General features: G+C 52.0%; 23 protein-coding genes. 3 read left to right on the forward strand and 20 right to left on the reverse strand.

The genetic code is table 11. The features are described from left to right. The first annotated feature begins 697 nt into the window (after window positions 1–697). On the forward strand, window positions 698–1261 hold the full coding sequence (locus tag KDC22_RS24715; RefSeq protein WP_211720710.1) for a GNAT family N-acetyltransferase: 564 nt from the start codon (window positions 698–700) through the stop codon (window positions 1259–1261). Window positions 1262–1672: 411 nt separating this feature from the next. Here the strand turns inward: KDC22_RS24715 and KDC22_RS24720 are convergent, their stop codons facing one another. The 3 genes from KDC22_RS24720 to lspA form a co-directional block, all read right to left on the reverse strand. After that, window positions 1673–2926 carry an LL-diaminopimelate aminotransferase gene (locus KDC22_RS24720; protein WP_211720711.1) on the reverse strand — a complete coding sequence of 418 codons (1254 nt, stop codon included), beginning with the start codon at window positions 2924–2926 and terminating at the stop codon, window positions 1673–1675. Between the two features lie 153 nt (window positions 2927–3079). After that, window positions 3080–4054, reverse strand: a complete 975-nt coding sequence (locus tag KDC22_RS24725) for an RluA family pseudouridine synthase (RefSeq protein ID WP_211720712.1) — start codon at window positions 4052–4054, stop codon at window positions 3080–3082. Next, on the reverse strand, window positions 4047–4550 hold the full coding sequence (gene lspA / locus KDC22_RS24730) for a signal peptidase II (RefSeq protein ID WP_173128866.1): 504 nt from the start codon (window positions 4548–4550) through the stop codon (window positions 4047–4049). The genes KDC22_RS24725 and lspA overlap by 8 nt, the downstream gene beginning before the upstream one ends. Before the next feature lie 205 nt (window positions 4551–4755). Between lspA and KDC22_RS24735 the strand changes: the two genes are divergently transcribed. After that, a complete protein-coding gene (locus KDC22_RS24735) occupies window positions 4756–5484 on the forward strand; it encodes a TraR/DksA C4-type zinc finger protein (protein ID WP_211720713.1) in 729 nt (242 codons plus the stop codon). A 56-nt stretch (window positions 5485–5540) separates the two neighbouring features. Here the strand turns inward: KDC22_RS24735 and KDC22_RS24740 are convergent, their stop codons facing one another. The 14 genes from KDC22_RS24740 to KDC22_RS24805 all read right to left on the reverse strand — a co-directional run bounded on the left by KDC22_RS24740 (window position 5541) and on the right by KDC22_RS24805 (window position 22262). Next, a complete protein-coding gene (locus KDC22_RS24740) occupies window positions 5541–5927 on the reverse strand; it encodes a DUF5665 domain-containing protein (protein WP_211724183.1) in 387 nt (128 codons plus the stop codon). A 302-nt stretch (window positions 5928–6229) separates the two neighbouring features. Then, complete coding sequence (gene ileS, locus KDC22_RS24745; protein ID WP_211720714.1) at window positions 6230–9322, reverse strand: isoleucine--tRNA ligase; 3093 nt, start codon at window positions 9320–9322, stop codon at window positions 6230–6232. A gap of 1059 nt (window positions 9323–10381) precedes the next feature. Next, entirely contained in the window at window positions 10382–11434 is a 1053-nt protein-coding gene (pseI, locus tag KDC22_RS24750; RefSeq protein WP_211720715.1) for a pseudaminic acid synthase, read from the reverse strand. Next, the gene (gene pseH / locus KDC22_RS24755; RefSeq protein ID WP_211720716.1) at window positions 11358–11984 is read right to left on the reverse strand and encodes a UDP-4-amino-4,6-dideoxy-N-acetyl-beta-L-altrosamine N-acetyltransferase; all 627 of its coding nucleotides are present in this window, start codon (window positions 11982–11984) and stop codon (window positions 11358–11360) included. The genes pseI and pseH overlap by 77 nt, the downstream gene beginning before the upstream one ends. Further along, complete coding sequence (pseG, locus tag KDC22_RS24760; protein WP_211720717.1) at window positions 11956–13074, reverse strand: UDP-2,4-diacetamido-2,4,6-trideoxy-beta-L-altropyranose hydrolase; 1119 nt, start codon at window positions 13072–13074, stop codon at window positions 11956–11958. Before pseG ends, pseH begins: the two co-directional genes overlap by 29 nt. Next, a complete protein-coding gene (locus KDC22_RS24765; protein ID WP_211720718.1) occupies window positions 13068–13871 on the reverse strand; it encodes an SDR family NAD(P)-dependent oxidoreductase in 804 nt (267 codons plus the stop codon). Before KDC22_RS24765 ends, pseG begins: the two co-directional genes overlap by 7 nt. Beyond that, the gene (locus KDC22_RS24770) at window positions 13846–14781 is read right to left on the reverse strand and encodes an aldo/keto reductase (RefSeq protein WP_211720719.1); all 936 of its coding nucleotides are present in this window, start codon (window positions 14779–14781) and stop codon (window positions 13846–13848) included. The genes KDC22_RS24765 and KDC22_RS24770 overlap by 26 nt, the downstream gene beginning before the upstream one ends. 22 nt (window positions 14782–14803) lie before the next feature. Continuing rightward, window positions 14804–15649 carry a cytidylyltransferase domain-containing protein gene (locus KDC22_RS24775; protein WP_211720720.1) on the reverse strand — a complete coding sequence of 282 codons (846 nt, stop codon included), beginning with the start codon at window positions 15647–15649 and terminating at the stop codon, window positions 14804–14806. 5 nt (window positions 15650–15654) lie between these two features. Beyond that, on the reverse strand, window positions 15655–16872 hold the full coding sequence (gene pseC, locus KDC22_RS24780) for a UDP-4-amino-4,6-dideoxy-N-acetyl-beta-L-altrosamine transaminase (protein WP_211720721.1): 1218 nt from the start codon (window positions 16870–16872) through the stop codon (window positions 15655–15657). After that, window positions 16869–17834 (reverse strand): NAD-dependent epimerase/dehydratase family protein, encoded by a 966-nt coding sequence (locus KDC22_RS24785; RefSeq protein ID WP_173128159.1) that lies wholly within the window; start codon window positions 17832–17834, stop codon window positions 16869–16871. Before KDC22_RS24785 ends, pseC begins: the two co-directional genes overlap by 4 nt. A gap of 11 nt (window positions 17835–17845) precedes the next feature. Then, the gene (locus tag KDC22_RS24790) at window positions 17846–18850 is read right to left on the reverse strand and encodes an SDR family NAD(P)-dependent oxidoreductase (RefSeq protein ID WP_211720722.1); all 1005 of its coding nucleotides are present in this window, start codon (window positions 18848–18850) and stop codon (window positions 17846–17848) included. A gap of 17 nt (window positions 18851–18867) precedes the next feature. Further along, window positions 18868–20292, reverse strand: coding sequence for a CDP-glycerol glycerophosphotransferase family protein (locus KDC22_RS24795; protein ID WP_211720723.1), 1425 nt, complete (start codon window positions 20290–20292; stop codon window positions 18868–18870). Window positions 20293–20333: 41 nt separating this feature from the next. After that, a complete protein-coding gene (locus KDC22_RS24800; RefSeq protein ID WP_211720724.1) occupies window positions 20334–21107 on the reverse strand; it encodes a glycosyltransferase family 2 protein in 774 nt (257 codons plus the stop codon). Window positions 21108–21287: 180 nt separating this feature from the next. Further along, the gene (locus KDC22_RS24805) at window positions 21288–22262 is read right to left on the reverse strand and encodes a CgeB family protein (protein ID WP_211720725.1); all 975 of its coding nucleotides are present in this window, start codon (window positions 22260–22262) and stop codon (window positions 21288–21290) included. Window positions 22263–22373: 111 nt separating this feature from the next. Here KDC22_RS24805 and KDC22_RS24810 point away from each other — a divergent pair, with 111 nt between their 5' ends. After that, window positions 22374–22817, forward strand: coding sequence for a hypothetical protein (locus tag KDC22_RS24810; protein ID WP_211720726.1), 444 nt, complete (start codon window positions 22374–22376; stop codon window positions 22815–22817). Between the two features lie 102 nt (window positions 22818–22919). On the opposite strand, the gene KDC22_RS24815 is transcribed toward KDC22_RS24810, so the two are convergent. The 3 genes from KDC22_RS24815 to KDC22_RS24825 all read right to left on the reverse strand — a co-directional run bounded on the left by KDC22_RS24815 (window position 22920) and on the right by KDC22_RS24825 (window position 24616). Then, window positions 22920–23405, reverse strand: a complete 486-nt coding sequence (locus KDC22_RS24815; RefSeq protein WP_173128176.1) for a DivIVA domain-containing protein — start codon at window positions 23403–23405, stop codon at window positions 22920–22922. 153 nt (window positions 23406–23558) lie between these two features. Further along, window positions 23559–24341 carry a YlmH family RNA-binding protein gene (locus KDC22_RS24820; RefSeq protein ID WP_211720727.1) on the reverse strand — a complete coding sequence of 261 codons (783 nt, stop codon included), beginning with the start codon at window positions 24339–24341 and terminating at the stop codon, window positions 23559–23561. Window positions 24342–24346: 5 nt separating this feature from the next. Then, complete coding sequence (locus tag KDC22_RS24825; RefSeq protein WP_216857137.1) at window positions 24347–24616, reverse strand: YggT family protein; 270 nt, start codon at window positions 24614–24616, stop codon at window positions 24347–24349. Window positions 24617–24618 lie beyond the last annotated feature (2 nt).

Here is a 24618-nt window from a genome sequence, read left to right on the forward strand (position 1 = left end):
CCTCACGGGACTGAATTAAAGGCGCATATTCAACTATAGGGAATTATGACAGATGAACGGGGTGGTGTCAAATTTTCTGGGCGGGGAGTTTGATGGAGGGAAGTTTAGGCGGCTCGGTTAAGTGCGAGAGCTTCAGCGGTTAGGTGAGGGCGACTGCGGTTAGGCGCGACAGCTTCAGCGGTTAGGTGAGGGCGACTGCGGTTAGGCGCGACAGCTTCAGCGGTTAGGTGAAGGACGCTGCTGCGGTGATTCTGGACTTCCGGCCGCTGTTATGTTTGGATTTCCTGATTATTACCGCAGCCGCGGTAGAAATCCAAACATAAAGGCGGACGCTACCGCTCCTACAGTTCCAAAATCCCCTCCGCCGCTTCCACCTAAACGGTAAGGGACCTTCCTCCACCCCAAGGGGGTGGGGGCAGGAAGAACCGCACTATAGCGCTGTGCTGATCGTGCGGAAGGGCAACACTGCGAAGTGCGAAGAGCTAAGTGTGACAACGCGGACTGCGAAGAGCTAAGTGCGACAACGCGGACTGCGAAAGCATACGACATCTTAGCTGATTTGGGAGACAGGAAAACTTAGGGGAAAACGAAGGCCTTGAGGCTGAGAGACTTTACAACTTACTAGCGGTGGTGCTTTTCCCCACCTATTTTCGTTCCTGCCCGGGGTTTGTTATGATACTGCTGGAGGCGAAATTAAATGATGAAATTGGAATTTATTACTATAGATACATGGGATGAAGCACTGTGGGCAGGGATGGAACCGATCTATCATGAAGCCTTCCCGAGCGGCGCGAAGACAACAAGCATCCTCCGCAGTATGCTGAACAGGAAGATCGCATATCTACATGCAGGATTAGACAAGGGCCAGGTTGTTGCCATGGCAGTTACCGGTGTGGCGGGACAAGCTGCGGATAAGGTACTGATTATTGATTACCTGGCAGTCAATCGCGAATTACGCGGAACAGGGACGGGAACCTGGATGCTGGAGCAGATTAGAGCTTGGGCGGTACAGGAGCATAACATCCGGGGCATCATTATCGAGGCTGAATCTGGAGCTACGGAATCGCATAAGGAGCGCATACACTTCTGGGAGCGCAACGGGTTCGTCCTAACCTCCTATGTTCATCAATACAGGATGGTGCCGGAGCCGTATCAGGCGATGCTGCTGCTGCTGGATCAGAGCGCGAATGTGCCGGATGACGGAGAAGCGCTATTCCGCTACATCAATGCTTTTCATAAGGTGGCTTACCGGAAAGGCTGATACATGGGGCGGGGATAAGGAGAAGCGGGTATACGGATGGCGGGGTTTCAGCAGGGAGGATACGACTTCCTTGCAACAAGCAACGAGAGGGTAGACTTCCCTGCAACAAGAACAGGAGGATACGACTACTTGCAATAAGCAAGTGGATTAATGTATCCTAATTCTCCGATTTCCGGAAGATCCCCGTTAGCAAGTGGATAAACAGCATCTAATACCGGTTACTTCAGCTACTTTGGGCGAAATGAGAGAATTTAAGTGTTGTTTATCCAACTCTTGGTTTAGCATCGTCTATTGGTTCAGCAGTAAGTGGAGAAAATCCAACTGTTTCCCGTTGCGCCAAATTTCAGTGCAGAGCAGTTTGTTAATCAACAAAAGCCGCCGCAGATTCCTCCGCAGCGGCCCATAAACCTATTAAAATTCAAATTCAACATCGCTCAGGCGTCTTTGAATTTCGGAGATTACACGTTTCTCATCCTCTTCGCCCTTGGCGACGAAGGTAACGGAGAAACGCACGAACGCGCCGGCATCATCCCAAGGCACGGTGGAGATCAGCTTCTCGCGGATCAGGAACTGCGAGAAATCTTCGCCGGATTCGAAGCGGCGTCCGCCCTTCACGCCTTTTGGAGCGGCTACATACAGGAAGAAGGAACCCTTCGGCTTCTCTGCCTGGAAGCCCAGGCTGTTCAGCGCATCCACCAGCATGTTGTGGCGGCGGGAGTACTTGTCGGCAATCGCTTCGGTAATCTCCGGGTGGGAGAGGCCGTAAGCGGCAGCTTTTTGAATCGCGATGAACTGGCCGGAATCATTATTGTCCTTCACATCACTGAACGCCTTCACGATCAGCGGGTTACCGGCCACGAAGCCGATTCTCCAGCCGGTCATGTTGTAGGACTTGGACAGGGAGTGCAGCTCTACGCCGACATCCTTGGCACCAGGCACGGACAGGAAGCTCAGCGGCTTCACGCCGTCATAAGTCAATGCAGCATAAGGGGCGTCATGGATCACAACCACATCATATTTCTTCGCCCAGGCCACTACCTCACTGAAGAATTCAGGAGTTGCGCTTGCACCGGTAGGGTTGTTCGGATAGTTGAGATAGAGCAGCTTCGCCTTGCGGGCTACGTCCTCCGGAATAGCGTTCAGGTCAGGCAGGAAGTTGTTCTCCTTCTTCAGCTCAACAGAGTACACTTGTCCGCCCAGATATTTGGTATGGGTGCCAAGCACCGGATAACCCGGGATGGTCATAATGGTGATATCGCCCGGATTAATGAACACGGAGGGCAGCATCGCCAGCGCCGGCTTCGAGCCAATGGAATGCACAATTTCAGTTACAGGGTCAATGCCGTCTACCTGAAAAACTTCCTTAAGGTACACTGCGGCTGCGGCTTTGAATTCAGGAATCCCGTTATCGGAGTATCCCCGGTTCTCTTCCTTGGCTGCTTCCAGCGCAAGTCTGGCCACAATGCCTTCATCCGCCATTTCGTCCGGCTCGCCGACGCCCATGTCGATCAGTTCAATGTCAGGAAAATCCTGCTTCGCCGATGCTTTGGCGCGTTTGATTTTCTCGAATTTGTAGATCGAGGTGTCTTTGCCATACCCTTCGCCGCCGATACGTTCTGCAAAGTTAGTCTGAATGAAAGTATCCTGATAGTGTTCAATACTCATAATCTTCTTCTCATCTCCCGGGCTATGTTGTGAAGCTATAGAAGCTGAACTTAAGAAAGCAGCAGGTTAGCTTCTTAAGCTCACTCTGTTATGCTCTAAATATGACGCAAATCCAGCCCGTGTACCATGGATTTATAATCTATTGATTTGTACTTATCTGCTGCGCAGCGTAAAGAGCAAATCTTCCATATCCGCAGGGATTGGCGCACTGAACTCCTTGTATTCGCCCGTAGAAGGGTGTACAAATCCAAGGACCGCAGCATGGAGCGCTTGTCCGTTCATGGCCGTTCCCTTGCTGCGCCCGTAGATCGGATCGCCGACCAGCGGATGGCCGATGAACTTCATATGGACCCGGATCTGATGCGTCCGTCCCGTCTCAAGCTGCAGCTCCAGCAGTGTGCAGTCACCGAACCGTTCCAGCACCGTGAAGTGTGTCACTGATCGTTTGCTGTTCTTCTCGGTTACCATATACAGCTTACGGTCATGCGGATCACGGCCGATGGGTGCATCCACCGTTCCCTTGTCATGGGACAGATTCCCGTGCACTACTGCGATATAGCGGCGGGTCACACTGTGTTCCTTAAGCTGGGCGGACAGCGAAGCATGACTGGCGTCATTCTTGGCAGCCATAATCAGACCGGAGGTGTCCTTGTCGATCCGGTGCACGATGCCTGGACGAATCTCGCCGTTAATGCCGGACAGATCCTTGCAGTGATACATCAGCGCATTGACCAGAGTGCCGGAGGGATGTCCCACTGCCGGATGCACGACCATGCCGCGCGCCTTGTTCACCACAATAACGTCGCTGTCCTCATAGGCCACTTCCAGCGGAATATCCTGTGCAATCAGGTCCGTAACCTCGGGTTCCGGTACCGTAACCGCTACCTTATCCCCTTCATACAGCTTATAGTTCGCTTTGACCGGAGCGCCGTTCACCTTAACATACCCGCCGCTGATCCATAGCTGGACCTGAGAGCGTGAGATCTCGTCCTCCCAGGCCTCCGTAATGTATTTATCAATCCGTTCCCGCGCGTTGCCGGCGGCAACGATCCATTCGGTGACGTCTCTTTCTTCTTCGAGGGCGCCAGAATCCGCCAGCTCATTGACGTCTTTGTTCAAATCATTCATTCCCTTCTTTGACTTCCTGTGATTCCTTCACCTCGGTGACTTCCTGTTCGCCCTTCACTTCCAGCAGCGTATCCAGAATAATCAGGCCTACCCCGACCACGATGCAGGAATCGGCCACGTTGAAGATCGGGAACGTATAGCTTCCGAAATTGAACATCAGGAAGTCTACGACTTCACCGTTCAGAATCCGGTCCAGGAAGTTGCCGATCGCCCCGCCAAGCACCAGCGCAAGTGCGGTTGGCAGCAATTTGCGGGTCTTGCGGGCCTTGTTCAGGTACCAGACGATACCGGCCACAACGATTACCGTAATGACAATGAAGAACCATTGCTGTCCTTCCAGAATTCCAAAAGCGGCTCCACGATTGCGGTGAGATGTAATAAGGAAGAAATCCTTGATCACCGGAATCTGCTCTGCGAGCTCCAGCCGGGTGGCAATCAGATATTTGGTACCCTGGTCAATCAAAAATACAATTAGCGCAATCAGAAAGTACACCACAGAAGTTGTCACTCCGTTCTTATTTTTCCCGCAAGTCTGCGGTACGAATACTGTATAAAGACTTGTATATTGTAGCACAGCGCTCAAGATACCGTCCATTGCATGACGATGTGGATCTGTAAAGTCAGGGCACTATTTTCCATCGCTAAAAAAGGGCCCCGGAGGCCAAGCTATCCGTAAGAAGAACCGAAAGGAGCCCACAGTAATGAGCCATCTGACACCACAGCAGCTCTCCGGGCTGCGCACCCAGCTCCTGCAGCAGCAGGAAGAGATCAAGCACAGGCTGAGCAATAGCGAGCAATATGGATTGCAGGAGGCGATGCGGGACAACACGGGAGAGCTGTCCGAGATCGACAACCATCCCGGCGATGCCGCCACTGAGCTGTATAACCGTTCCATGGATATTTCCCTGCTGGAGCGGGACGAGCATGAGCTGGACGATATTGAATCCGCTCTGCGTGCGATGGATGAAGGTACCTACGGGATCTGCATCGCCAGCGGTGAGCCAATTCCCTATGAGCGCCTGGCCGCCCTCCCCTCCACCCGCTTCACCAAGGAGCACGCCCCCCGCCAGAGCGCTCCGTTCACCCGGCCGGCCGAGGAGGAGCTGCTTACTCCGCCCTTTGGACGTACCAGCCTGGATGAGCGGGACGATCAGAACGGCTTCGACGGCGAGGATGCCTGGCAGATTGTCGAGAGCTGGGGCAATTCGGATTCCCCTGCCATGGCTGAAGGGAACAACATCAGCTCCTACAATGATATGGAGATTGAGGCGGACGAGACCGAAGGCTTCGTGGAGCCTTGGGAGAATTTCGTAGCTACCGATATTACCGGCAACCATCTGACGATTGTCAAAGGCAACAGCTACCGCCACTACATGGACGATGAAGAAGGCGACTATCTGCTGGACCCGACGAGAAAAGAACGGAAGTAGCATTTTACTACAAGCTTAATGCCCCACAATGTGGGGTTATTCGGCGTTCACCGGGATCAGAACGTCTTCAGCTCCAGCTGGTGCTGGACGATCCGCACAATGTCAGCGATATAATCGCCGATTATCGGCAGATTCAGCGCCCCTAGTACCTGAAGCACATAGATAATCGTCGCTGCAAAAAAAGTAAACCCGAGCGCAATCCCCAGCCCCCTGGCCGCCCCGGAGAGAATATTCAGCCAGATCAGCCGGAACGGGGAATGCAGCAGCTCCGTATATTCCGAGATACGTGCCTTCTCCATCTGCTGGGCCAGACTCGTAGTCATCCGGTACAAGGCGTTTATCTTCTCCTCCTGCGGAAGATCTGCCGGATCAGCGGCTGTTGAGAGCGCAGCAGCAGACTTTTGTGAGGACAACGGTGCTTGTATCGGCTCGCCGGAATGCATGTATTTCCGCGTCTCCTCCGGTGCCTGTTCCCTGCTGCTATTTCCGCCTGAGGTATGAATTGTAATTCTGCCCGGCCCTTCCGGCCTCTGCGGCTGCTTCCCCTGATGATCCCCGTCTTTCCGTCCGCCCATGACTCCTACCTCCTGGTTCTCTATAAGCCGCAAAGCAAACGAGCCCCGGTTAAAGAGAGGTTCTCTCTTCAAGCACAGGGCTCGTCATTTTGCATTCTAACCCATAGAAACTTTGTCTTTGCGGTTAGTATATGCCATAGAAGGACAAGTAATGCAGAGATACGTGCCTGTTAGGCGCCGATATGAATACCGATGCTCTTACCGCCCGCATCTACAGTTTCATAGGTATAGTCTCCGTCAAAATCAACTGTAGTCACGAGTACATTCTCACGCAGCACCTGCTCAAATGCGGTAACGGCCGCCTTCAGCTCGTCATCGACATGCAGCGTCAGGGCAATCCGCTTGTCAATCGGCAGATCCAGACGTTTACGGTAATCCTGCACGGCACGCACCACTTCGCGCACCCAGCCTTCTTGAACAAGCTGCGGTGTAATTTCAGTGTTCAGCGCCACCGTCAGCCCGTAGCCGGAAGCCGAGGCAAAACCCGGTTTGGCCTGCTTCTCCACCAGCAGCTCCTCAGAAGTGATCTGCAGCTCCTCCCCGTCCGGGGAGACAATGGCAATTACGCCGTCTTGAACCGCTTTGCGGGTAGCGTCGCTGTCCATAGCCTTCAGGAAGCCTTGCAGGAAGCCGACATTCTTGCCGTATTTCTTGCCTGCCACCTTCAGGTTCAGCTTCAGGGTGAAGTCTACGAAGCCGCTGTCGCTGTGCTCGATTACGATATGCTTGACGTTGATCTCGTCTTTGATCAGCTCTTCATAATCCGCCACATTGAAGTTGTCAGGGGTGGAAGCAATCAGCTCAGACAACGGCTGGCGGGTCTTGATGCCACTCTCGTTGCGCACGTTACGGGCCAGCTCTACGATGCCTCTGGCGCTCTCCATATCCTGTTCCAGCGCGAGGTCGATCAGCTTCTCATCCGCTGCCGGATAATCTGCAAGATGCACACTTTCACCGCCGCCCAGGTTCGTGAAGATATCCTCGGACAGCATCGGTGTGAATGGAGCCATCAGCTTGGCTGTAGTCAACAGGACATGCGTAAGTGTGCGGTAAGCGTCCAGCTTCTCTTCGCCCAGCCCGCTGCCCCAGAACCGGTCGCGGGAACGGCGGATGTACCAGTTGCTCAGCTCATCCACGAAGTTCTCAATGGCTTTGGAGGTGTTGACGAAATCGTTCACCGCCAGCCCCTTGTCTACCAGCAGGATCAGGCTGTTCAGGCGGGACAGAATCCACCGGTCGAGCTTATGCTCAGACAGCTTGAACGGGTGATCCGCAGGATCGTAGCCGTCGATACCGGCATACAGCGTCAGGAACGCATGGGTATTCACCAGCGTATCGACCACCTTGGATTTCGTCTCTCCCACCAGACCGCGCGAGAACCGCTTGTTGTTCCACGGCGCACTGTCGGACAGAATCGCCCAGCGGAAGGCATCTGTGCCGTATTCGTTGATGATCTCCCAAGGATCAATAACATTGCCTTTGGATTTGGACATCTTCTGGCCGTTCTCATCGAAAATATGGCCGTGGGCGATAACCGCCTTGTAAGGTGCTTTGCCCGTGAACAGCGTCGATACCGCCAGCAGGCTGTAGAACCAGCCGCGGGTCTGGTCGATCCCCTCACAGATCATATCCGCCGGATACTGGTCTGCGAACTGTTCTTCATTCTCAAACGGATAATGGCTCTGCGCGAACGGCATCGAACCGCTGTCGAACCAGACGTCGATAACTTCCGGGGTGCGGACCATTACGCCGCCTTCACTGAACGGACTCCGCAGCTTGATATTGTCCACATACGGCTTATGCAGCTCGATATCCTCCGCCACTTCCCCGATGGCCATGGATCTCAGCTCGGCGATACTGTGCGGTGCGAATTCCTTGCCGGTGTCCTGACAGACCCACACATTCAGCGGTGTGCCCCAGTAGCGGTTGCGGCTGATGTTCCAGTCTACCAGCTCCTCCAGGAACTTGCCGAAGCGGCCTTCGCGCACGTGTTCCGGGTACCAGTTCACACTGTTGTTGTTCGCGATCAGCTGATCTTTGATGGCCGTCGTCTGGATGAACCAGCTGTCTGTTGCATAATAGAGCAGCGGGGTATCGCAGCGCCAGCAGAACGGATAGCTGTGCTCGTATTTCTCTTTATGGTAGAGCAGTCCCTGCTCGGACAGCAGCTTCACGATATCGAGGTCGCAATCCTTCACGAACCGTCCGGCAAAATCGCTCACCACACTGGTGTATTTACCGGAGACATCCACCACGTTCACGAAGCTGATGCCATTCTCGCGGCAGCTCTTATAGTCATCTTCCCCGTGCGCCGGAGCCATATGTACGATCCCGGTACCGCTGGAATCCGTAACAAAGGCTGCCCCGACGATGACATTGTGCTTCTCTGCCTTAATGTAACCGAACGGCGGTGTGTAGGTCTGGCCGATAAAATCAGCGCCCGTGTGGGTAGACAGGATCGTGTAGTCGCCCTTCAGCACTTCGTCCACCAGGTTCTTCGCCAGCACATATACGCCGTCTTCCTGTTGCGCACGCACATATTCCATATTCGGGTTCATCGCCAATGCCATGTGTGCCGGAAGCGTCCAAGGGGTGGTCGTCCAGGCCAGTACATAATCGCCGCTGCCGTCCAGCTTGAACTTGGCAGTCGCACTGAGATCCTTGACCGTCTTGTAGCCCTGCGCCACCTCATGGGAGCTAAGGGTCGTCTGACAGCTAGGACAATACGGGCTAACGCGGTGTCCGCGGTACATCAGGCCTTTGTCATGTACTGTAGCGAGGATATTCCACACACTCTCGATGTACGTATTATCCAGCGTAACATAAGGGTTATCCAGATCCGTCCAATAGCCGATAGCCTCCGTGAACTCGCGCCACTGCTTCTCATAGCCGAATACACTGGCTTTGCATTCCTTGATAAACTTCTCCACGCCGTATTCTTCGATATCCTGCTTGCCGGAGATGCCCAGCTTCTTCTGCACGCCGAGCTCCACCGGCAGACCGTGGGTATCCCAGCCTGCTTTGCGGATGACGCGGAAACCCTTCATCGTCTGATAGCGGCCGACGAAGTCCTTGATGACCCGGCCCAGCACATGCCCGATATGCGGCACGCCGTTCGCGGTCGGAGGTCCTTCATAGAACACATAGTTCGGGCGCCCCTCCCGGTTCTCCATGGATCTGCGGAAGGTATTCTCGTCGCTCCATTTTTTCAATATCCGGACATCTCTGGCCCGGGCTTTTTCTTTGACGTCTACTTTATGCATGATGGTCAATCCCTTCGTTTAGTCTTAAACTTTATTCGGATATCATCCGAGCCTTCTTTTTTAGAAGCTTTTTTTAAACCTTAATCTTGCAAGGCTTTTCGATCCCTCCCAAACCCTCCCTTCGCCAAGGGAGGGCCCCAAGGGCTCTGCCCTCTGGACACCCGAAAGAAGTGCATCGTGCGAGGAGCAGGGTCAGTGGACGGGAAGGATTACTTCGGCGGAGTCCTCGGCCCTTCTTAGGCTGCCCTATCGGGTACGCCTGCGGGGCCTTACCCGCGCTAGGGGCATCGGGCTCCGCCCGGGTCCTTGCCGTTGATCCTTGGTCCTTCCCGGCCTGCGAACCCGGAGGGCAGCTCTGGCCGGGCTGTGCCCGGGGTCCATGCCGTTGATCCTTGGTCCTTCCCGGCCTGCGAACCCGGAGGACAGCACTGGCCGGTCTGTGCCCGGGGTCCACTCCGTTGATCTTTGGCCCTTCCCGGCCGCGAACCCGGAGGGCAGCTCTGGCCGGGCTTCGCCCGGGGCGCAGTTGAGGCCCCGCAGGCGTACCCGTCAGGGCAGCCTAAGAAGGGCCGCTCCCCGCTCGAACAAATCCTTCCCCGTCCGCGAACACCCCTCTATGCACAGCGCACTTGTTGCAGGTGTCCAGAGGGCGGCCAGCCCTTGGGGTCCCCCTTGGAAGGGGGATTTAGGGGGATAAAAAAAAGCCATCCCGCCCCCCAAAGGGGCGAGACAGCGCTCGCGATACCACCCTAATTTGCACTTCACGCACTTCCTTAGGGGAGTGGATTCAGTACAATCTCAGTCCGCAGGCCATAGACAGCCACACGGGTCCGGGATAACGTCCGGCAGACGGCGGAGCCTACACACGTATACACGTATACGCTTCAGCTTAGCTTCTAGGGGAGGATCTTCCGGCAAGGCGTGAACAATCGGTTCGCAGCAATCACCGACTCTCTGGAGAACGTTACCTTATCGTACTTGTCCCGTCATCGAATTTCGTTTCAATGGACACAGATATGTTCTAGTTATAGACGTTTTTGCAGTAATTGTCAAGATGGATTACAGCAGCAGGTCCCAGCTCAGGGGGGTGCCCATGGGCAGATTGGTTTTCATTTCTTTCCCAAGCAGCAGATCGTAGTACTCGGGAGCTAAGCCATAGCCTGGACGAACCACCTTCATATTATCCCTAGTGAGCACTTCCCCGGCCTTGATATCCTTGGCGATATAGAGGGACCGCCGGAATTGAAGGGACTTCTCTTCTTCCTGCGAGGGACCGATGGATACTCCGCCAAGTGCCTTCCAGGCTGTATCTGTCTCCTGAACCAGAGAAGCAAACTCCGCAGGCTCCAGGGAAAATGCGGAATCCACTCCGCCCTCCTCACGGTTCAGGGTAAAATGCTTTTCAATGACTGTACTGCCCAGCGCGACACTTGCCACAGCAGCCCCTACGCCCAGGGTATGGTCGGACAGCCCCACCTGGCAATGAAAGACGTCCCGCAGATACGGAATGGTGTTGAGATTGGAATGTTCGGGCGAAGCCGGATAACTGCTGGTGCATTTCAGCAAAATGTACTCCTTGCAGCCTGCCCCGGTGATGGTCTGGACAGCATGTTCAATCTCGCCCAGCGAAGCCATCCCGGTCGAAATGATCATCGGCTTTCCTTTGGAGGCTACCTTTCGCAATAAGGGGATATCATTGTTTTCAAAGGAGGCAATTTTGTAGCAGTCTACTCCCAGGGACTCCAGAAATTCGAGCGAGGTCTCATCGAACGGTGTGCTGAACGGAATCATCCCGAGGGCCCTGCAAGCATCAAAAATCTGCTCATGCCATTCCCAGGGCGTATAGGCCTCCTGATAAAGCTCAAACAGCGACTTCCCTTTCCAGAGCGCATTCGATTCAGCGACCATGAAATCCTTGCTCTGCAGATTAAGCGTCATCGTTTCCGGGGTATAGGTTTGAATTTTGAACGCATGTGCCCCGGCCCTGGCTGCGGCCTTGACCAGTTCGAGTGCGCGGTCCAGTGACTTATTGTGGTTACCGGACATCTCCGCGATGACAAAAGGGGGATGACCGCTTCCGATGCGCCGGTTTCCGATGGTTATTTCCTTCATTGGCTTTTGCAACCTCCTCTTTGAGCCGTACTCTTTGTTTCTTCCATTGCTCCCGGAACAGACCCATTAATACAACGTCCACCGGCTGATGATTCCTTAGCCTTTGCCTGACTAACCTGCCTTCCTCCACAAACCCTAATTTGCGGTGATATGATAAGCTCTTCTGATTGAAGTCCAGGATTTCAGCGCACACTTTTCTCATCTGCCGCTCCTGGAAGATCAGCTCCAGCGCCAGAATTCCCATGCTCGTTCCAGACCCGCGGGGGCAGTCCTGATTCCCAATATAGAAGCCCCATTCACAGGTTTGGTGCTCAAGATTGATCTGTGAGAACTGCACGAAGCCGATCGGTTTGGCTTGATAATAACAGATTCTGACCAGCCTGCTTGCATCCTTCGCTATGGAATTCAGCCATTTATGATGCTCCTCAAGCAGAATGAGCCCGTCATGATTCATAAAAGGCCGGACATGAGCGGCATTGCGCCACTCCCATATCAGTGTGCTATGTTCCCGGCTCAGCTCCTTAAGCGTATAGTCGTGAATGTCTGCCATAGTCGCCTCCCATGATCCTGTCGATAACCTCGTTTCCTTTATCCTCGCCCATAATCTGAAGGGCCTGCTCAGACATACCTTTGACCAGGGACGGATCGGCAAGCAGGCCCTTAAGCTCCTGCTCAATCCTCAGCGGCGTTACGTCAGCACTGCTCCCTAAGCAGCGGGTAGCACCTTGCTCATGAACCAGGGTGGTAATTTCCCGTTGATTATCCGCCGTTATAATGGATAGTGAAGGTAAGCCCAGGTAACACCGCTCCCAGGTTGTGCTTCCGCCTGCTCCGATGGAGAGATCCGCCTTCTGCATCAGCTCAGCCATATAATCAATTTGACAGTGAAAGCTGGCCTTCGGCATCGTGCGGCATAATGCTGCAATATCATCCTTATTACGGTTCATTCCGCCCGCTACCACATCAAGGTGTAAATCGGCAAAGGCGGAACTCTGTAAGGCGTGTAAGGTTTTTATAGTCTCACGGGTCGGATCTGTGCCACCAAAAAATATAAGAATTCTGTTTATACTTCCGTCACGTTCAGGCAACTGCGGCTTGACGGCACGAAATTCAGGCCGGAGCAGGGTATAACTGGTGCCCAGCAATTGCATACAATGATTCGGAACCAGCCCCTGATAGCGATGCCCGTCAGCGGATAGATTAGGGTCCAGCAGCATATCGCATTGATGCAGCCGGTCCGCCAAATCATCAATCACAACTATCTTTCCCGCGTGCTCTCCGGCTAAAGTCTCCCATTGTTGATCAATCCCGTATTGGTCAATAATCAGCCCATCCACCGGACCCGCCTCCCGAAGCAGCTCTGCTGTTTGCAGCGCATCCGTTCTCCAGTCCACTTGCAGCCAGGTTTGTGCATAAGCCCGATCGTCCGGCCCAGGCAGCATGAACACCTGATAGCCCTGTTCCATCACATAGGGTGCCAGATTTCCGGGCAGATCACGGCAGATGAACGAGACCTTCGCCCCTCTTCGTGCAAGCTCATTGGCCAGTGTAAGGCAGCGCATGACATGGCCTGTACCCATGGAATGGGAGGAATCTACCCGGAAGCACAGGTTCACTTGGGGATATGCATCTGTTACCATGCGGTCCACCCGCCATCTACCGAAATATTCTCACCGGTAACATAATTTGCAGCGGCGGAGGCGAGAAACACCATAACCCCTTTCAAATCTTCAGGATTGCCGATCCGGCCTAACGGATTCTTCCCTTCCAGCTGCTTGATGAACTCGGGGTTTGCCTGAACCGAGGGGTGGGGAAAAGGGCCCGGTGATACGGTATTGGCTCTAATTCCGTGTCGTCCGAAGTGGCAGGCGATGTAACGGGTGAATTGATTAATCGCCGCTTTTCCTGCCCCGTAATTGGCGGGATTATCCATCCCGCTGTTTCCGTAGACCTCAGGGTTAGGAGAGACCCGGCCATACATAGAGGATACGTTAATGATGGAACCTTTCTTTTGTTCAACCATGTAGGGCAAGACAGCCTTCACGCATCTGAAGGTTCCATTAATCGTCCCGTCCATCCCTGTCAGCCACGCCTCTTCACTCATGGCGGGCAGCTTGCCCGGTGAGCTGAAGGCAGCATTATTCACTAGAATATCTATACTCCCGGCGGCTTCAGAAATGTCGCGGAAACAGGTCTGGATGGATTGTTCTTGTCTAATATCCATAGATTTGCCAAAGCATGGAGCCGCAGTCTTGCGAACAATCTGTTCCGCCAGCTCCTGACATTTCCGCTCATTCGAGCTTACAATGTATACCGTGGCGCCAGCCTCAGCAAGGCCCTCCGAGATCGCCGTGCCCAGATAACCCGCCCCGCCGGTCACGACCGCGGTTTGACCTTGTAGATTAAAGAGTTCATGAATGGTCTTCATCCTGTTCATTCCACCTCCTGGGATCCATAATCTGCACGGGAATATCCGTAAAATAATCACCGAGCTCTTGCCGTATCTTCCGGGTTAACGGGGGCAGGGCCATCATGTTGACATTCTCCTGAACCTGCTCTACCGTCTCACATCCGATAACGATCCCCGATACTCCAGGGAGATCCCTTACATACAGGAAGCACAGCTCTTTTACAGGTATCCCGATCTCCTTGCTGTACGCTATGAATGACTTCAATGGCTGCTCGGCTTGCTTCAGCTTGGCAGGAAGCTTCTCCGGTGCCATAAGCAATAATCCTTGCAGATAGACACTGCGGACCAACACTTCTGTTCCTTGGCCCGCGAGCCGCTCCAGCATGCCATTTCTGATCCATCTTTGGTCAAATACATTAAGCGGAAGCTGAATACTGGTCACTCCATCCAGGCTCAAAAAAGTCTCGGCCTCCTGCGGATCATAGACCGAAACCCCAATGCTCCGGATCATCTGCTGCTGCTTCAGCTCCTTCAGCAGGTGTAGGATTTCGCCGTTCCGATAGGTCATATCCAGCGGATCATGCAAGAGAAGGGTATCCAACGCGGACCGCTTCAGCTTGTTCAGGGAAGACAGGACAGAAGAAGTTACGAACTTCCTCCGCGCTTCTTCAGTCTGAAGCCCTAACCGCTGTACCGAAGGCAGCTTGGTCACAATCTCAGGCCTGCTCTGCGGCTCTACCTGCTGCAGACAATCCCCAATCAGGCTCTCACTGTTCCCATATCCCGGTGCGGTGTCCAAATAACCAATCCCCGCGGAGACGGCAGCCTGGAGCAATTGGCAGCTCTGTTGTACGGACGGATGGCCTGCTGCATTCGCAATCCCATAATTCCCGCCTAACTGGGCAGTACCCAGCACAAGTCTCGCTCTATTTGTCATATTCCGATGCCTCGCTAATTAGTCATAGTCTCTTCTTCAGGGTAGTCGCTTCGTTCAGCTCACGGACCAGTGCGGTATCATCCCGCCATTTCACTTTGATTCCCCTGTTCAGCTCAGCCACCTCAGGGTGCTTCAACAGGAAGGCCTGTAACTCCTCGAAGGTAAGCGGTCTTGGACCAATATCCATGGCCTTGTATAAGGTCTCGAACAACTCCAGATCTTGAATCTCGTCCATGGTTAATCTCCATTCGGGATGCACCCACTCCGCGGGAAGCTCCACCGCATTCAGGTTGAAGAGGTCCGGGTTGTTAAAAAAGTAAAAGGACAAATACTCTGCATGTGAAAGTGAAGCTGAACATTGCAAAAGCCTTCTTAACGCTTCTACTGTGTAGACATCCCCTACTGTGCCCATCGTCGATTCCTTCGCATAAGTGAAGTCGGCACCGGTTTTGATGTGCTGGTCGATCATATAACCCATCATTTCCGGGGAAACGGCCGGATTGTCGCCGGTCACACGAACAACGATATCCGCCCGGGTGGCTTCAGCCGCTTTCAGCAATCGCTCGGCTACATTATCCGGGTCTCCCGTGACAATCTTCACCCGGTTGTCCAATGTGAACTGCGTAAGGGGCTGGTCGTCCGGAAGATCAGAGGTTGCCAGAACTACCTCATAACCGCCCGGAACCGCCAGACAGTTCATGAGACATCTTTCGATGGACGCAATGCCATGAATAGGACGCAGAGCCTTGCGCCGGAGCCTTGTTGATTTCAATCTGCAGATTACGGCAATACATACCTTAGGTTCCTTCACCTGCTCCGAGTTGATCGGGGCATTGGCAATCTTGGCAATCACCTTCACTTTGGCCACCGGAGTCACTCCCTTCTTGAAGAATTGGAATAATGGCTGATCACCTTCTTCACCGCAGCAACCACATCCATCACATCCTCAGAGTCCATGCCCGCATACAACGGGAGCGTAATGAATTCCTCGTAGCAGCTCTCAGCGATCGGGCATATTCCCTTACGGAAACCCAGACTTTCGTAGTACGGGTGCAGATAGGCAGGAATATAGTGGACGTTTACACCGATATTTTCTTTTTGCAGAGCCTGAAAGACCATCTTCCGTGTGCCTGTCAGCTTGGAGAGCTGAAGTCTGACAATGAACAGATGCCAGCTCGACTCCACATTTGCAAGCTGATGCGGGAGAATGAGCTCCTGGACCGGGCCCAGCTCTTGCAGATACAATTTCGCCAGCTGCTTGCGTTTCTCTATGAAACTCCCGATTTTGCGTAACTGGGATGTGCCGAGTGAGGTCTGAATGTCTGTGATTCTGTAGTTGTATCCAAGGAGCTGCATTTCGTAATACCACGGTCCATGATTATCCCTCAACCTGCGCTCATCCCGTGTAATGCCATGGGTACGGAACTGCAGCAGCTTCTCATAGAACAGCGGGTTATTGGTGGTGATCATTCCGCCTTCTCCCGTTGTTATATGCTTTACGGGATGGAAGCTGAACATGGTCATATCCCCGATGGAGCCAATGCTTCTACCCTTATAGGTAGCCCCAAGCGCATGTGCGGCATCTTCAATCACGATTAGATTATGGTCACGGGCAATTTGCAGGATCTCATCAAGCTCTGCAGGCTGGCCTGTGAAATGGACCGGTATAATCGCCTTCGTTCTGTCTGTAATGCTCTCTCTGATCCGCCCCGGATCGAGGTTATAGGTCAGCGGGTCGATATCCACGAACACTGGCACGCCCCCCTGATACAGCACGCAGTTCGCTGTCGCGGCAAAGGTCATGGGTGTAGTGATTACCTCATCGCCATCGCTAATCCCGGCCGCATAGCAGGCACCATGTAATGCTGCAGTTCCGCTTGAGAAGGCCACTGCATACTTCGCTCCTGTAAATGCTGCGAGGTCTGCTTCAAATTGTTCAATGGCAGGGCCGCTCGTCAAAAAATCACTTTGCAGCACCTTCAGCACCGACTGTATATCTTCCTCATCAATAACCTGCTTTCCATAAGGCAAATAGTGGGCACGTACAGGCTTTCCGCCGTGGATCGCCAGTTTGCTTTTACTTTTACTCATGATTGGGAAGGCTCCTCTCGGTGAAACGTCTCAAGAATCCATTGCTCCGTCTGCCGGATACCCTCTTCTATGGTTACCTTTGGCGTCCAGGACAGATGTTGTTCCGCCTTCTGATAATTGCATAACAGCTTCTGGATCTCGCTCTGCGGGTGAATATGGGGGATATGCTGAACCGGAGCCTGCCCGTCTGCAATGAGCTCGGCCAATTGATTGACTGTAATATCCTCTCCTGTGCCTGCGTTCACAATCTCTCCGTTCAGCTTGTCGCTGTAGCCCGCTTCAACCACGAAATCCGCGCAATCCTCCACATACAGCAGATCCCGTGATTGTGTGCCGTCCCCGTAGATCTTCAGGGGCTCGCCCTTCAATTTGTTGTGAATGAAGATCGCCACCACTCCGCCTTCGCCGCCTGTTTTCTGAAAGGGACCATACGTGTTGAACGGTCTCACGACCACAACCGGCAGATCATACGCGTAGAAATAGGATAACACCATATTTTCAGCAGCAATTTTGGCACCGGCATACGGGGAGGCTGGCTTGATGGGAGATTGCTCGTCAATCCCCTGCTCATCCGCTGCTCTGGCATAGACCATGCAGGTACTCATGAAGACCACTTTCACCTGCTGCTTGCGGCATTCCTCCAGTAAATAAAAGGTAGCCAGCGTGTCATTGTTAAATGTTGTCTCAGGATCATCTATGCTGTCCTGGACATTGATGCTTGCAGCCAGGTGATAACACAGGTCAAAGGTTGTCTCCCGGAAAAGCTTCTTCAGGGCCTCTCTGTCCTTCAGGTCCATTACCTGGACCCTTTGCAAATGCTCATGACCGGCATATTCCTGCAAATTATCCAGGGATGAATTCGCCAAATTGTCGATCACCCAGACACTTTGTCCATCCTTTAACAAACGCCCTACGACCCATCTGCCAATGAACCCTGTACCTCCGGTTACGAGTATATTCATGTTAGCCTCCACTAGATTAGATTTTGTTCAAGCGCCAGCTTCCTTACCTGCTCCTTCGTCAGCGGGATCTCTCCTTCAGAGCTATAGGTTCCCGGCTCCGGTCTGCTCGCTTCCTGGTATGACTGCTTGGAAGCAAACGGAGAAGGAACAATATATACATCCGGTAATTCATAAGCGGTTAAGGATTCCTCATGCGTCATCAGCTCTTCGTATCTCTTTTCACCAGGCTTCAGGCCAATCTCCAGGATCTCCACCGAAGCGGGGGAAATGCCGTATTTCTTCGGCGCCTCCTGGGCTACAACCTCAGCCAGATCCTTCAGCTTAATGACAGGCATCTTCAGAATGAACGTCTCTCCGCCTTTGGCCATCTGCAGGGAACTGACGGTTAACTTCGTCGCCTGCTCCAGGGTCATCATGAATCTGGTCATGGATAGATCCGTTACGGTGATGGCTTGCCCTGCTCTGACCTGCTTCACAAATAAGGGGATGACCGAACCTCTGGAGCCCATTACATTCCCGAACCGCACCGTACAGAATACGGTCCTGCCCGGTTCCCCTGAAGTTACAGCGGAGGCAATAAGCTTCTCTGCGGATAGCTTGGTGGCTCCATAATTATTCGTCGGCGAAATAGCTTTATCCGTACTTGTGAACACCACCTTGTGTACCTTCTGTTGCTTCGCCGCCCGGATCACGTTATACGTGCCAACCACATTGGTAAGTACCGCCTCGAACGGGTTATATTCACAGAAGGAAACATGCTTCATGGCTGCGGTATGGAACACGTAATCTATATCCTCCATCGCCGCCAGCACACGGTCATAATTACGAACATCGCCAATCAGGTAGCGCAGCCTTGGATTTCCGTTCAGTTCATTCTGCAGCTCAAATTGTTTATATTCATCTCTGCTGAGAATCCGGATGACTGCTGGCTCCTGCTCGGCAATCAGCTTCACAATGCTTTTCCCGATCGTGCCGGTTCCGCCAATGACCAGAATTTTTTTGTTCCTAAAGAACATCTCCTCCTCCCCCCTGTTCATAGCTTGGGTCTTCCCTGGATCAGGCGGTCCATTAATTCGGCAAGTCCCCGGCCGGAATGCTCAACCAGATAGGAGTGCTGCAGGAACTTATCCTTCACAGCCTTGTAGTTTGATTGCTCTTTATTGCTGGAGAAATAATCGGCCACCATTCGGGTCAGATCAGCCGGCTCCTTTTGAATATAGGGGTCAAGAGCGTCATAGTAATCATATTCACGGTTAGCCTGAATGAATTTGTAGACAAACACTGGTTTGTTGAATAAAAGGCCTTCCAGAGCAACCGTCGAGAGGGTCGCCACCACAGCGTCTGACTTCATAACCAGATCACGGGTGTCTGCCTTTCTGTCGGTAACCACATGGACATTCTCATATTTCTCTTCAAACTCGGTATACAGCGATATTAGCTTCTTGGATAGCTCCCAGGGATGGGGCTTGATGATTAACTGGAATGGCTCTTGTGTAGCAAGCTGGGTGAGCAGGGTCCGGATCTTATATTCATCCAGGGTGGGGCCGGTGGCAATTAATAAGGTGACTTTATGAGGGTCAAGCTGATAGGTCTCCCGGAACGAATCCTCGGAGGTATGCTGTGCCGTAAATATATCATCATAACGGGGGTGGCCTGTGATCACAATTCGCTCCGCTTCAAGCCCTCTTCTCGTATACCAGTCGTGTTCGTATTGCCCGTAGATTCCAACATGGCTGGAGAAAACAGGGATAAACGCCTCTTCCCCCATCAGAATGCCATGCTGCAGACATACGCTGGGAATTCCTCTGATCCCCGCCACGACGGCAAGAGCCCGGCTGGCTACATCTTCTGTCGTACCTACCATTACAGCGGCTACCGGGATTTCATTGTACAGATTAAAAACCATTTCGATCGTATCTGTAATGGAAGGAATACGGTGGATGAAGGTCTGGGTGAAGAATTCATTGCTGAACGCCGGATGTCCCTTGTATTCGGCAAACAGGTCAGCGGCTCTCTCCATTAACTCATCGGATGCTTGTCTGGTATCTTTTTTATAGTTCAGGCTGCATAGATTAGGGATTCCAAATAGCTCAGAGACTCTGGAACGGGACAAGATCACCGCATGATCTTCGTTAAAATGTTCGCTGAACGTTTGCTCCGACATTCTTATATAATCCAGATTAATCAGTATCTTTCCTTCTAGATTGGACTTAATAGGCTGATAGAGCGGCGCGACCATCATTTCAAAAAAAGGTTGAATCTGATCCTGCTCATGAATACTGGAGTGGTTCAGTTTCAGCCCGAAGTCTGGGCTCCCCATCTCGCTTCTAAGCTCATCATTAATTTGCTGATAGAAATTCGTCATAAGTCCAATCGGGATGTTTCTATATTTCAAATCCTTGGTTACATTGAGAAATTCACTATAGAGAGACCAGTAATTAGACAGATAGATAGACAATCCGTTTCCTCCTTCTTCATGCACCGGTTTTGGCAGCTTCTTTATTTCTTCTGCTGCATTAATTTCAGTTCTTCTCTAAGCTCCTTGCAGGTTCTTTGCGGGGGCAGCATTTGTATAAACTGACTTTTCTCCTGATGTGCCAATTGATAGTGAATGGATAATTCGGTGATATAGTTATCATCCAGAACCTCCTCGACCGGGTAGAACTCCCAGAACTGATTCAGCCGCCAGAAAAAACGGCCATCGCCAATTCTATAAAACTCGGGATTCTCATCCCAGTAAGAGCCGAACTTGTCTTTGATTACCGGAAGGATGGAGCTTCTGTGCAGAATGGAGCAATGATCAATGACGCAAGGCGCTACCGAGACTATCTTTTTTGCCGGCCTGAGCTGGGTTTTGGTAACCTCATTGTGCTCATTCAAGTAATTGACCATCGAGGCAGAATACGCAATCATGACCTCGGGATGATTCTCCATGTAGTCCACCATTTGCTGTAGTCTAGTATTCCGGTAACAGTTATCATCCGTTGCATAGGAAATATACTCCCCCTTTGCCTGATGCAAGGCTTCATTGATTAGAGCGGAATATCTGACCTTCTCCACCCTTTGTTCAAGAGAGCTGATATTGCTCTGGGAGAATTTGATACGCTTATCCGTGAGATAAGGCTCAATCACTTTAAGGGTGTCTTCATTGGAGTTATCATCCATCAGGTAGAACTCAAAATCTGTAAGTGTCTGGTTCAGAATGGATTCAATGGACTTTGCGATATATGCGGCCTTATTGTAGCTGGTCATGATTATAGTTACTTTTGGCAATATAATACCTCCCTCACTGTTTACTTGCTATCATATGTCTTCTTTATCGAAACGTTATAGGTTAGAAGACTAACTTTTCAGAAGAATAGCGTAATTTCCACGGAATATACGGGTTAACAGGAATAAAACGCCTAACAGATTTCCTGTTAAACGTTTAATGAAGTCCGGTAAGTCCTGGTTTTAGGGCTGGAGCTGCCTCAACAGATGATCAATCCGGTGCCCAAAGGTATGTGCGGTCACCACGCGTTGCCTGGCTGCCACCGCTATTTGCCTGCGCTCGTCGTCATGCACCATGTAGTAATGGATCTTCTCAAGTAACTCCTCCTTATTCTGGTAGGAAATCATTTCTGACCCTTCCTCGAAATGCTGGTTCAGCTCTGCTTTGTAATCCGTAAGCTGGAAGGCCTCACAGCCGGCAGCGTCAAAGGTACGGTTGTTGATGCTCTTCGCGATAATCCCTGCACGGTTTCTATTGTATTTCTCATCCGAGAGTCGGTGGATATTCAGAACGATCTTAGCGCCATTATAATAATTCACGGCTGTTTCGGGATTCACCCAGGCGTTCACCAGTGCTACAGTCTGGCCGGGCTGCTTCATCCATTCATTGTAATACCTGCCCCAGCCTCTCCCTACGATTTGAATCCGGTAATCTGTTCTTCGCAGTAAGAATTCGATAAGCTCTATCCGGTTACTGTAGGGTACACCTACTAAACAGATATCACTTCTATACTCTTCGGAGACCTCTGAGGGACGAAACAGGCCGGGATCTGTGCCCAGCGGCAGATGATAGACATGGGGATGGCCAAGCTGTCTGTATTGCTCCAATGCGGCTTGGTCAATGGTGAAGATGTAATCAAAATAAGGGGCGAGCGAAACCGTCCAATCCATATAATACGGGTCCTCGGTCAGCCATATAGCTGACTTCCCTTGGGTTTGTTGTATGAATTCCAGCATAGGTGTGGTAATTTTGAGGCCAGCCAGGACCAGAATCAGATCGGGCTGCAGGGATTGCTGCTTAAGCTTTAATGCATCCAAGCCACTCCTTAGGCTGAACGATTCGCAGGGGTGGCCTGCCGTCTGAAAGGCTTCTACTATACTCTGCTCAAAAAAGTAATAGACTGCCCGGAAACCTGAGGTAATAAATAGAATATTCAACTATATTCCTCCCTTATAAACTCCCAATTTTCCAATCAATAGGATGTCCCCCCAATCATAATATCCGTGAAAACCATATGATGTAATTGTGAACAAATTGGAGGTGAAAAAATGGCGCAAACTTTAGTTGAATATGCAAGAAGTTTTCATACCAATCTAAGCACCGGAGTTATTATGATTCCAGTCCCTTCCACAGCCACTTTGATCTTAGAATTTGGTATGGCCGTTCCTGCTGCTCCAAGCAATTATGTAGAACTCACTACTACTGTCGGCTGGGAGGTAACGAACGTATTTGCTACTCCGCCCGATCAGCCCAAGCTCTTGCTTGAAGTCCTTGTGGATGGAATCCTTGTCGGCAGCGCACAGCAGTCCTCCATCTCGAACGATGAAGATGAACCGCTGCGGATGACCACCATGTTCCAGACCATTCTTACCGATCTTCCCGAAGGATATTATCCTGTTCAGGTATTTGCTACCAACCTGGAGGATCTTCAAGGAGATATCATCTTAAGAGGCCCTATCCTCATCACCGGAAAGGTAATCGCCCCTGTATAAAGGCTACACAAAAAAACTCCTTGGTAGAAGTCTTATTTGCCTAAAGCAAACAAGATTAACTTCTACTAAGGAGTTTTTGTATAGATCTGAGCGGTTACCTGCTCAGAGCGCGTTCTCGCTAACCTCACGGCTTTCCAGCGCATTCCAGTCATCCTGGGACAGCAGCTCCAGCTGAGCCTCCAGCAGCGTCCGGAAGCGGGTACGGTAGATGGAGGCCTGCTTACGCAGCTCCTCTGTCTCAATAGCCACCTTGCGGGATTTGGACAACGCTTCGTTGATAATCCGGTCGGCATTCTTCTCCGCTTCCTTGAGGATCAGCTGGGATTCCTTCTTGGAGTTGTTCTTCACATCATCGGCAGCCTCCTGGGCCACCAGAATGGTCTTGGACAGGCTCTCTTCAATATTCACGAAATGATCCAGGCGTTCCTGAAGCGATAATAGCTGGTTATGCAGTTCCTTGTTCTCGCGGATCACGCTTTCATAGTCCTTAATGACCTGATCCAGAAATTCATTGACCTCATCTTCGTCATAACCGCGGATTCTCCGGGAGAATTCCTTGTTATGTATATCGAGCGGTGTTAATGGCATGCTGTGCACCTCCTAGAAATTTCGGACATCGGTTGTCCCTGAGCGGGTAGCCCCTTCTGCACACAGGGGCGTTATCAGCGCCCAGCCTGCTGAATGTTTGTATCCCTTGAGACTATCAATTTCGACAGGCACTGCTGTAATCCTGCTAAGGCTTCAGACAAATTTGCCTGCCAAAATCCGGTAACGGCCTTTCTTTGTCAAACTGCCGATCTCCAGCAGCTTAAACCGTCCGAACCCCTGGATAGAGACCATATCCCCTTCTTTCAAGGCGCAGGACGGATCTTCCTCCACCTTCCAGTTCACCCGCACACGTCCGGCCTTGATCGGAGCCAGAATCTTGCTCCGGCTTAGGCGGGTGACATCGGAGGCAATTCCATCGAGCCTTAGAGAAGCCACTGTGAATTCCATGGTCTCCAGCTTAACCTGACTGCTTCGTAAGCCGGATAACGGCAGGATCTCGGTACTGACATTCATCCGGTGCACACTGGTCAGATGAATGGACAGATAATCGGCGATATCCGCAGCCACCAACACATGACAGCCGTCCTCCAGTACATGAATATCGCCGATCTTGCCTCTTTTGATCCCCAGTCCCAGGATGGACCCCATGTAATCCCCATGCTCCGGCGAGAGAAATTTCTGCTCCCCCGAAGTAATGGACAATACGCTTAGCTCCATATCCTCAACCGTAAGGTCACGGTAATCCGGTGCCACCATAGCCCGCTTCCGCTCGGCATCCGAAGAACCGCCCTCCCAGCGTACGGTAACATCGGGATGGCGGTTCACCAGGCTCTGCAGGATATAACCCTGACGGGGGTCAAGAAATTCGGTCAGCTTGGTCTCATGGTACTCTCCGGCATTCGTTACCCATTCCCACGCCTTGTCCACAAATTGCCGCTCATCCGGGTGGAAATGCCCGTATATTTCATTCTTCATGGGACTCAGCCGAAGATCAGGGCCACAATGGAATGAAGCCCGCCTACCGCAAACCGCAGCACGACAATCGCAATAATCGGAGAGATATCAATGGTTCCGAACAGGGGCGGAATGATCTTCCGGAACGGAGTCAGAAACGGCTCAACAAGCTTGCCGAGCAGTTCACCAATGAAATTCTCGCGCAGATTCGGCAGCCAGGACATGAGAATGTATACGATAATCATGTAGTAGTAAATTGTGAATAGGATGTTGATAATGGAAGATATTTCGTTCAAAA

The sequence above is a fragment of the Paenibacillus tritici genome, assembly GCF_018207515.1.
Taxonomy (GTDB): Bacteria; Bacillota; Bacilli; order Paenibacillales; family Paenibacillaceae; genus Paenibacillus_AQ; species Paenibacillus_AQ tritici.

Excerpts from the sequence above, each read along its gene's own strand:
- pseC (WP_211720721.1), bottom strand. The coding sequence starts at position 16,872 with ATGAGTAAAAGTAAAAGCAAACTGGCGATCCACGGCGGAAAGCCTGTA.
- KDC22_RS24715 (WP_211720710.1), top strand. The coding sequence starts at position 698 with ATGATGAAATTGGAATTTATTACTATAGATACATGGGATGAAGCACTG.
- KDC22_RS24820 (WP_211720727.1), bottom strand. The coding sequence starts at position 24,341 with ATGAAGAATGAAATATACGGGCATTTCCACCCGGATGAGCGGCAATTT.
- pseG (WP_211720717.1), bottom strand. The coding sequence starts at position 13,074 with ATGGTAACAGATGCATATCCCCAAGTGAACCTGTGCTTCCGGGTAGAT.
- ileS (WP_211720714.1), bottom strand. The coding sequence starts at position 9,322 with ATGCATAAAGTAGACGTCAAAGAAAAAGCCCGGGCCAGAGATGTCCGG.
- KDC22_RS24770 (WP_211720719.1), bottom strand. The coding sequence starts at position 14,781 with ATGACAAATAGAGCGAGACTTGTGCTGGGTACTGCCCAGTTAGGCGGG.
- KDC22_RS24790 (WP_211720722.1), bottom strand. The coding sequence starts at position 18,850 with ATGTTCTTTAGGAACAAAAAAATTCTGGTCATTGGCGGAACCGGCACG.
- pseI (WP_211720715.1), bottom strand. The coding sequence starts at position 11,434 with ATGAAGGAAATAACCATCGGAAACCGGCGCATCGGAAGCGGTCATCCC.
- pseH (WP_211720716.1), bottom strand. The coding sequence starts at position 11,984 with ATGGCAGACATTCACGACTATACGCTTAAGGAGCTGAGCCGGGAACAT.
- KDC22_RS24725 (WP_211720712.1), bottom strand. The coding sequence starts at position 4,054 with ATGAATGATTTGAACAAAGACGTCAATGAGCTGGCGGATTCTGGCGCC.
- KDC22_RS24815 (WP_173128176.1), bottom strand. The coding sequence starts at position 23,405 with ATGCCATTAACACCGCTCGATATACATAACAAGGAATTCTCCCGGAGA.
- KDC22_RS24810 (WP_211720726.1), top strand. The coding sequence starts at position 22,374 with ATGGCGCAAACTTTAGTTGAATATGCAAGAAGTTTTCATACCAATCTA.
- KDC22_RS24785 (WP_173128159.1), bottom strand. The coding sequence starts at position 17,834 with ATGAATATACTCGTAACCGGAGGTACAGGGTTCATTGGCAGATGGGTC.
- KDC22_RS24720 (WP_211720711.1), bottom strand. The coding sequence starts at position 2,926 with ATGAGTATTGAACACTATCAGGATACTTTCATTCAGACTAACTTTGCA.
- KDC22_RS24765 (WP_211720718.1), bottom strand. The coding sequence starts at position 13,871 with ATGAACAGGATGAAGACCATTCATGAACTCTTTAATCTACAAGGTCAA.
- KDC22_RS24735 (WP_211720713.1), top strand. The coding sequence starts at position 4,756 with ATGAGCCATCTGACACCACAGCAGCTCTCCGGGCTGCGCACCCAGCTC.
- KDC22_RS24740 (WP_211724183.1), bottom strand. The coding sequence starts at position 5,927 with ATGCATTCCGGCGAGCCGATACAAGCACCGTTGTCCTCACAAAAGTCT.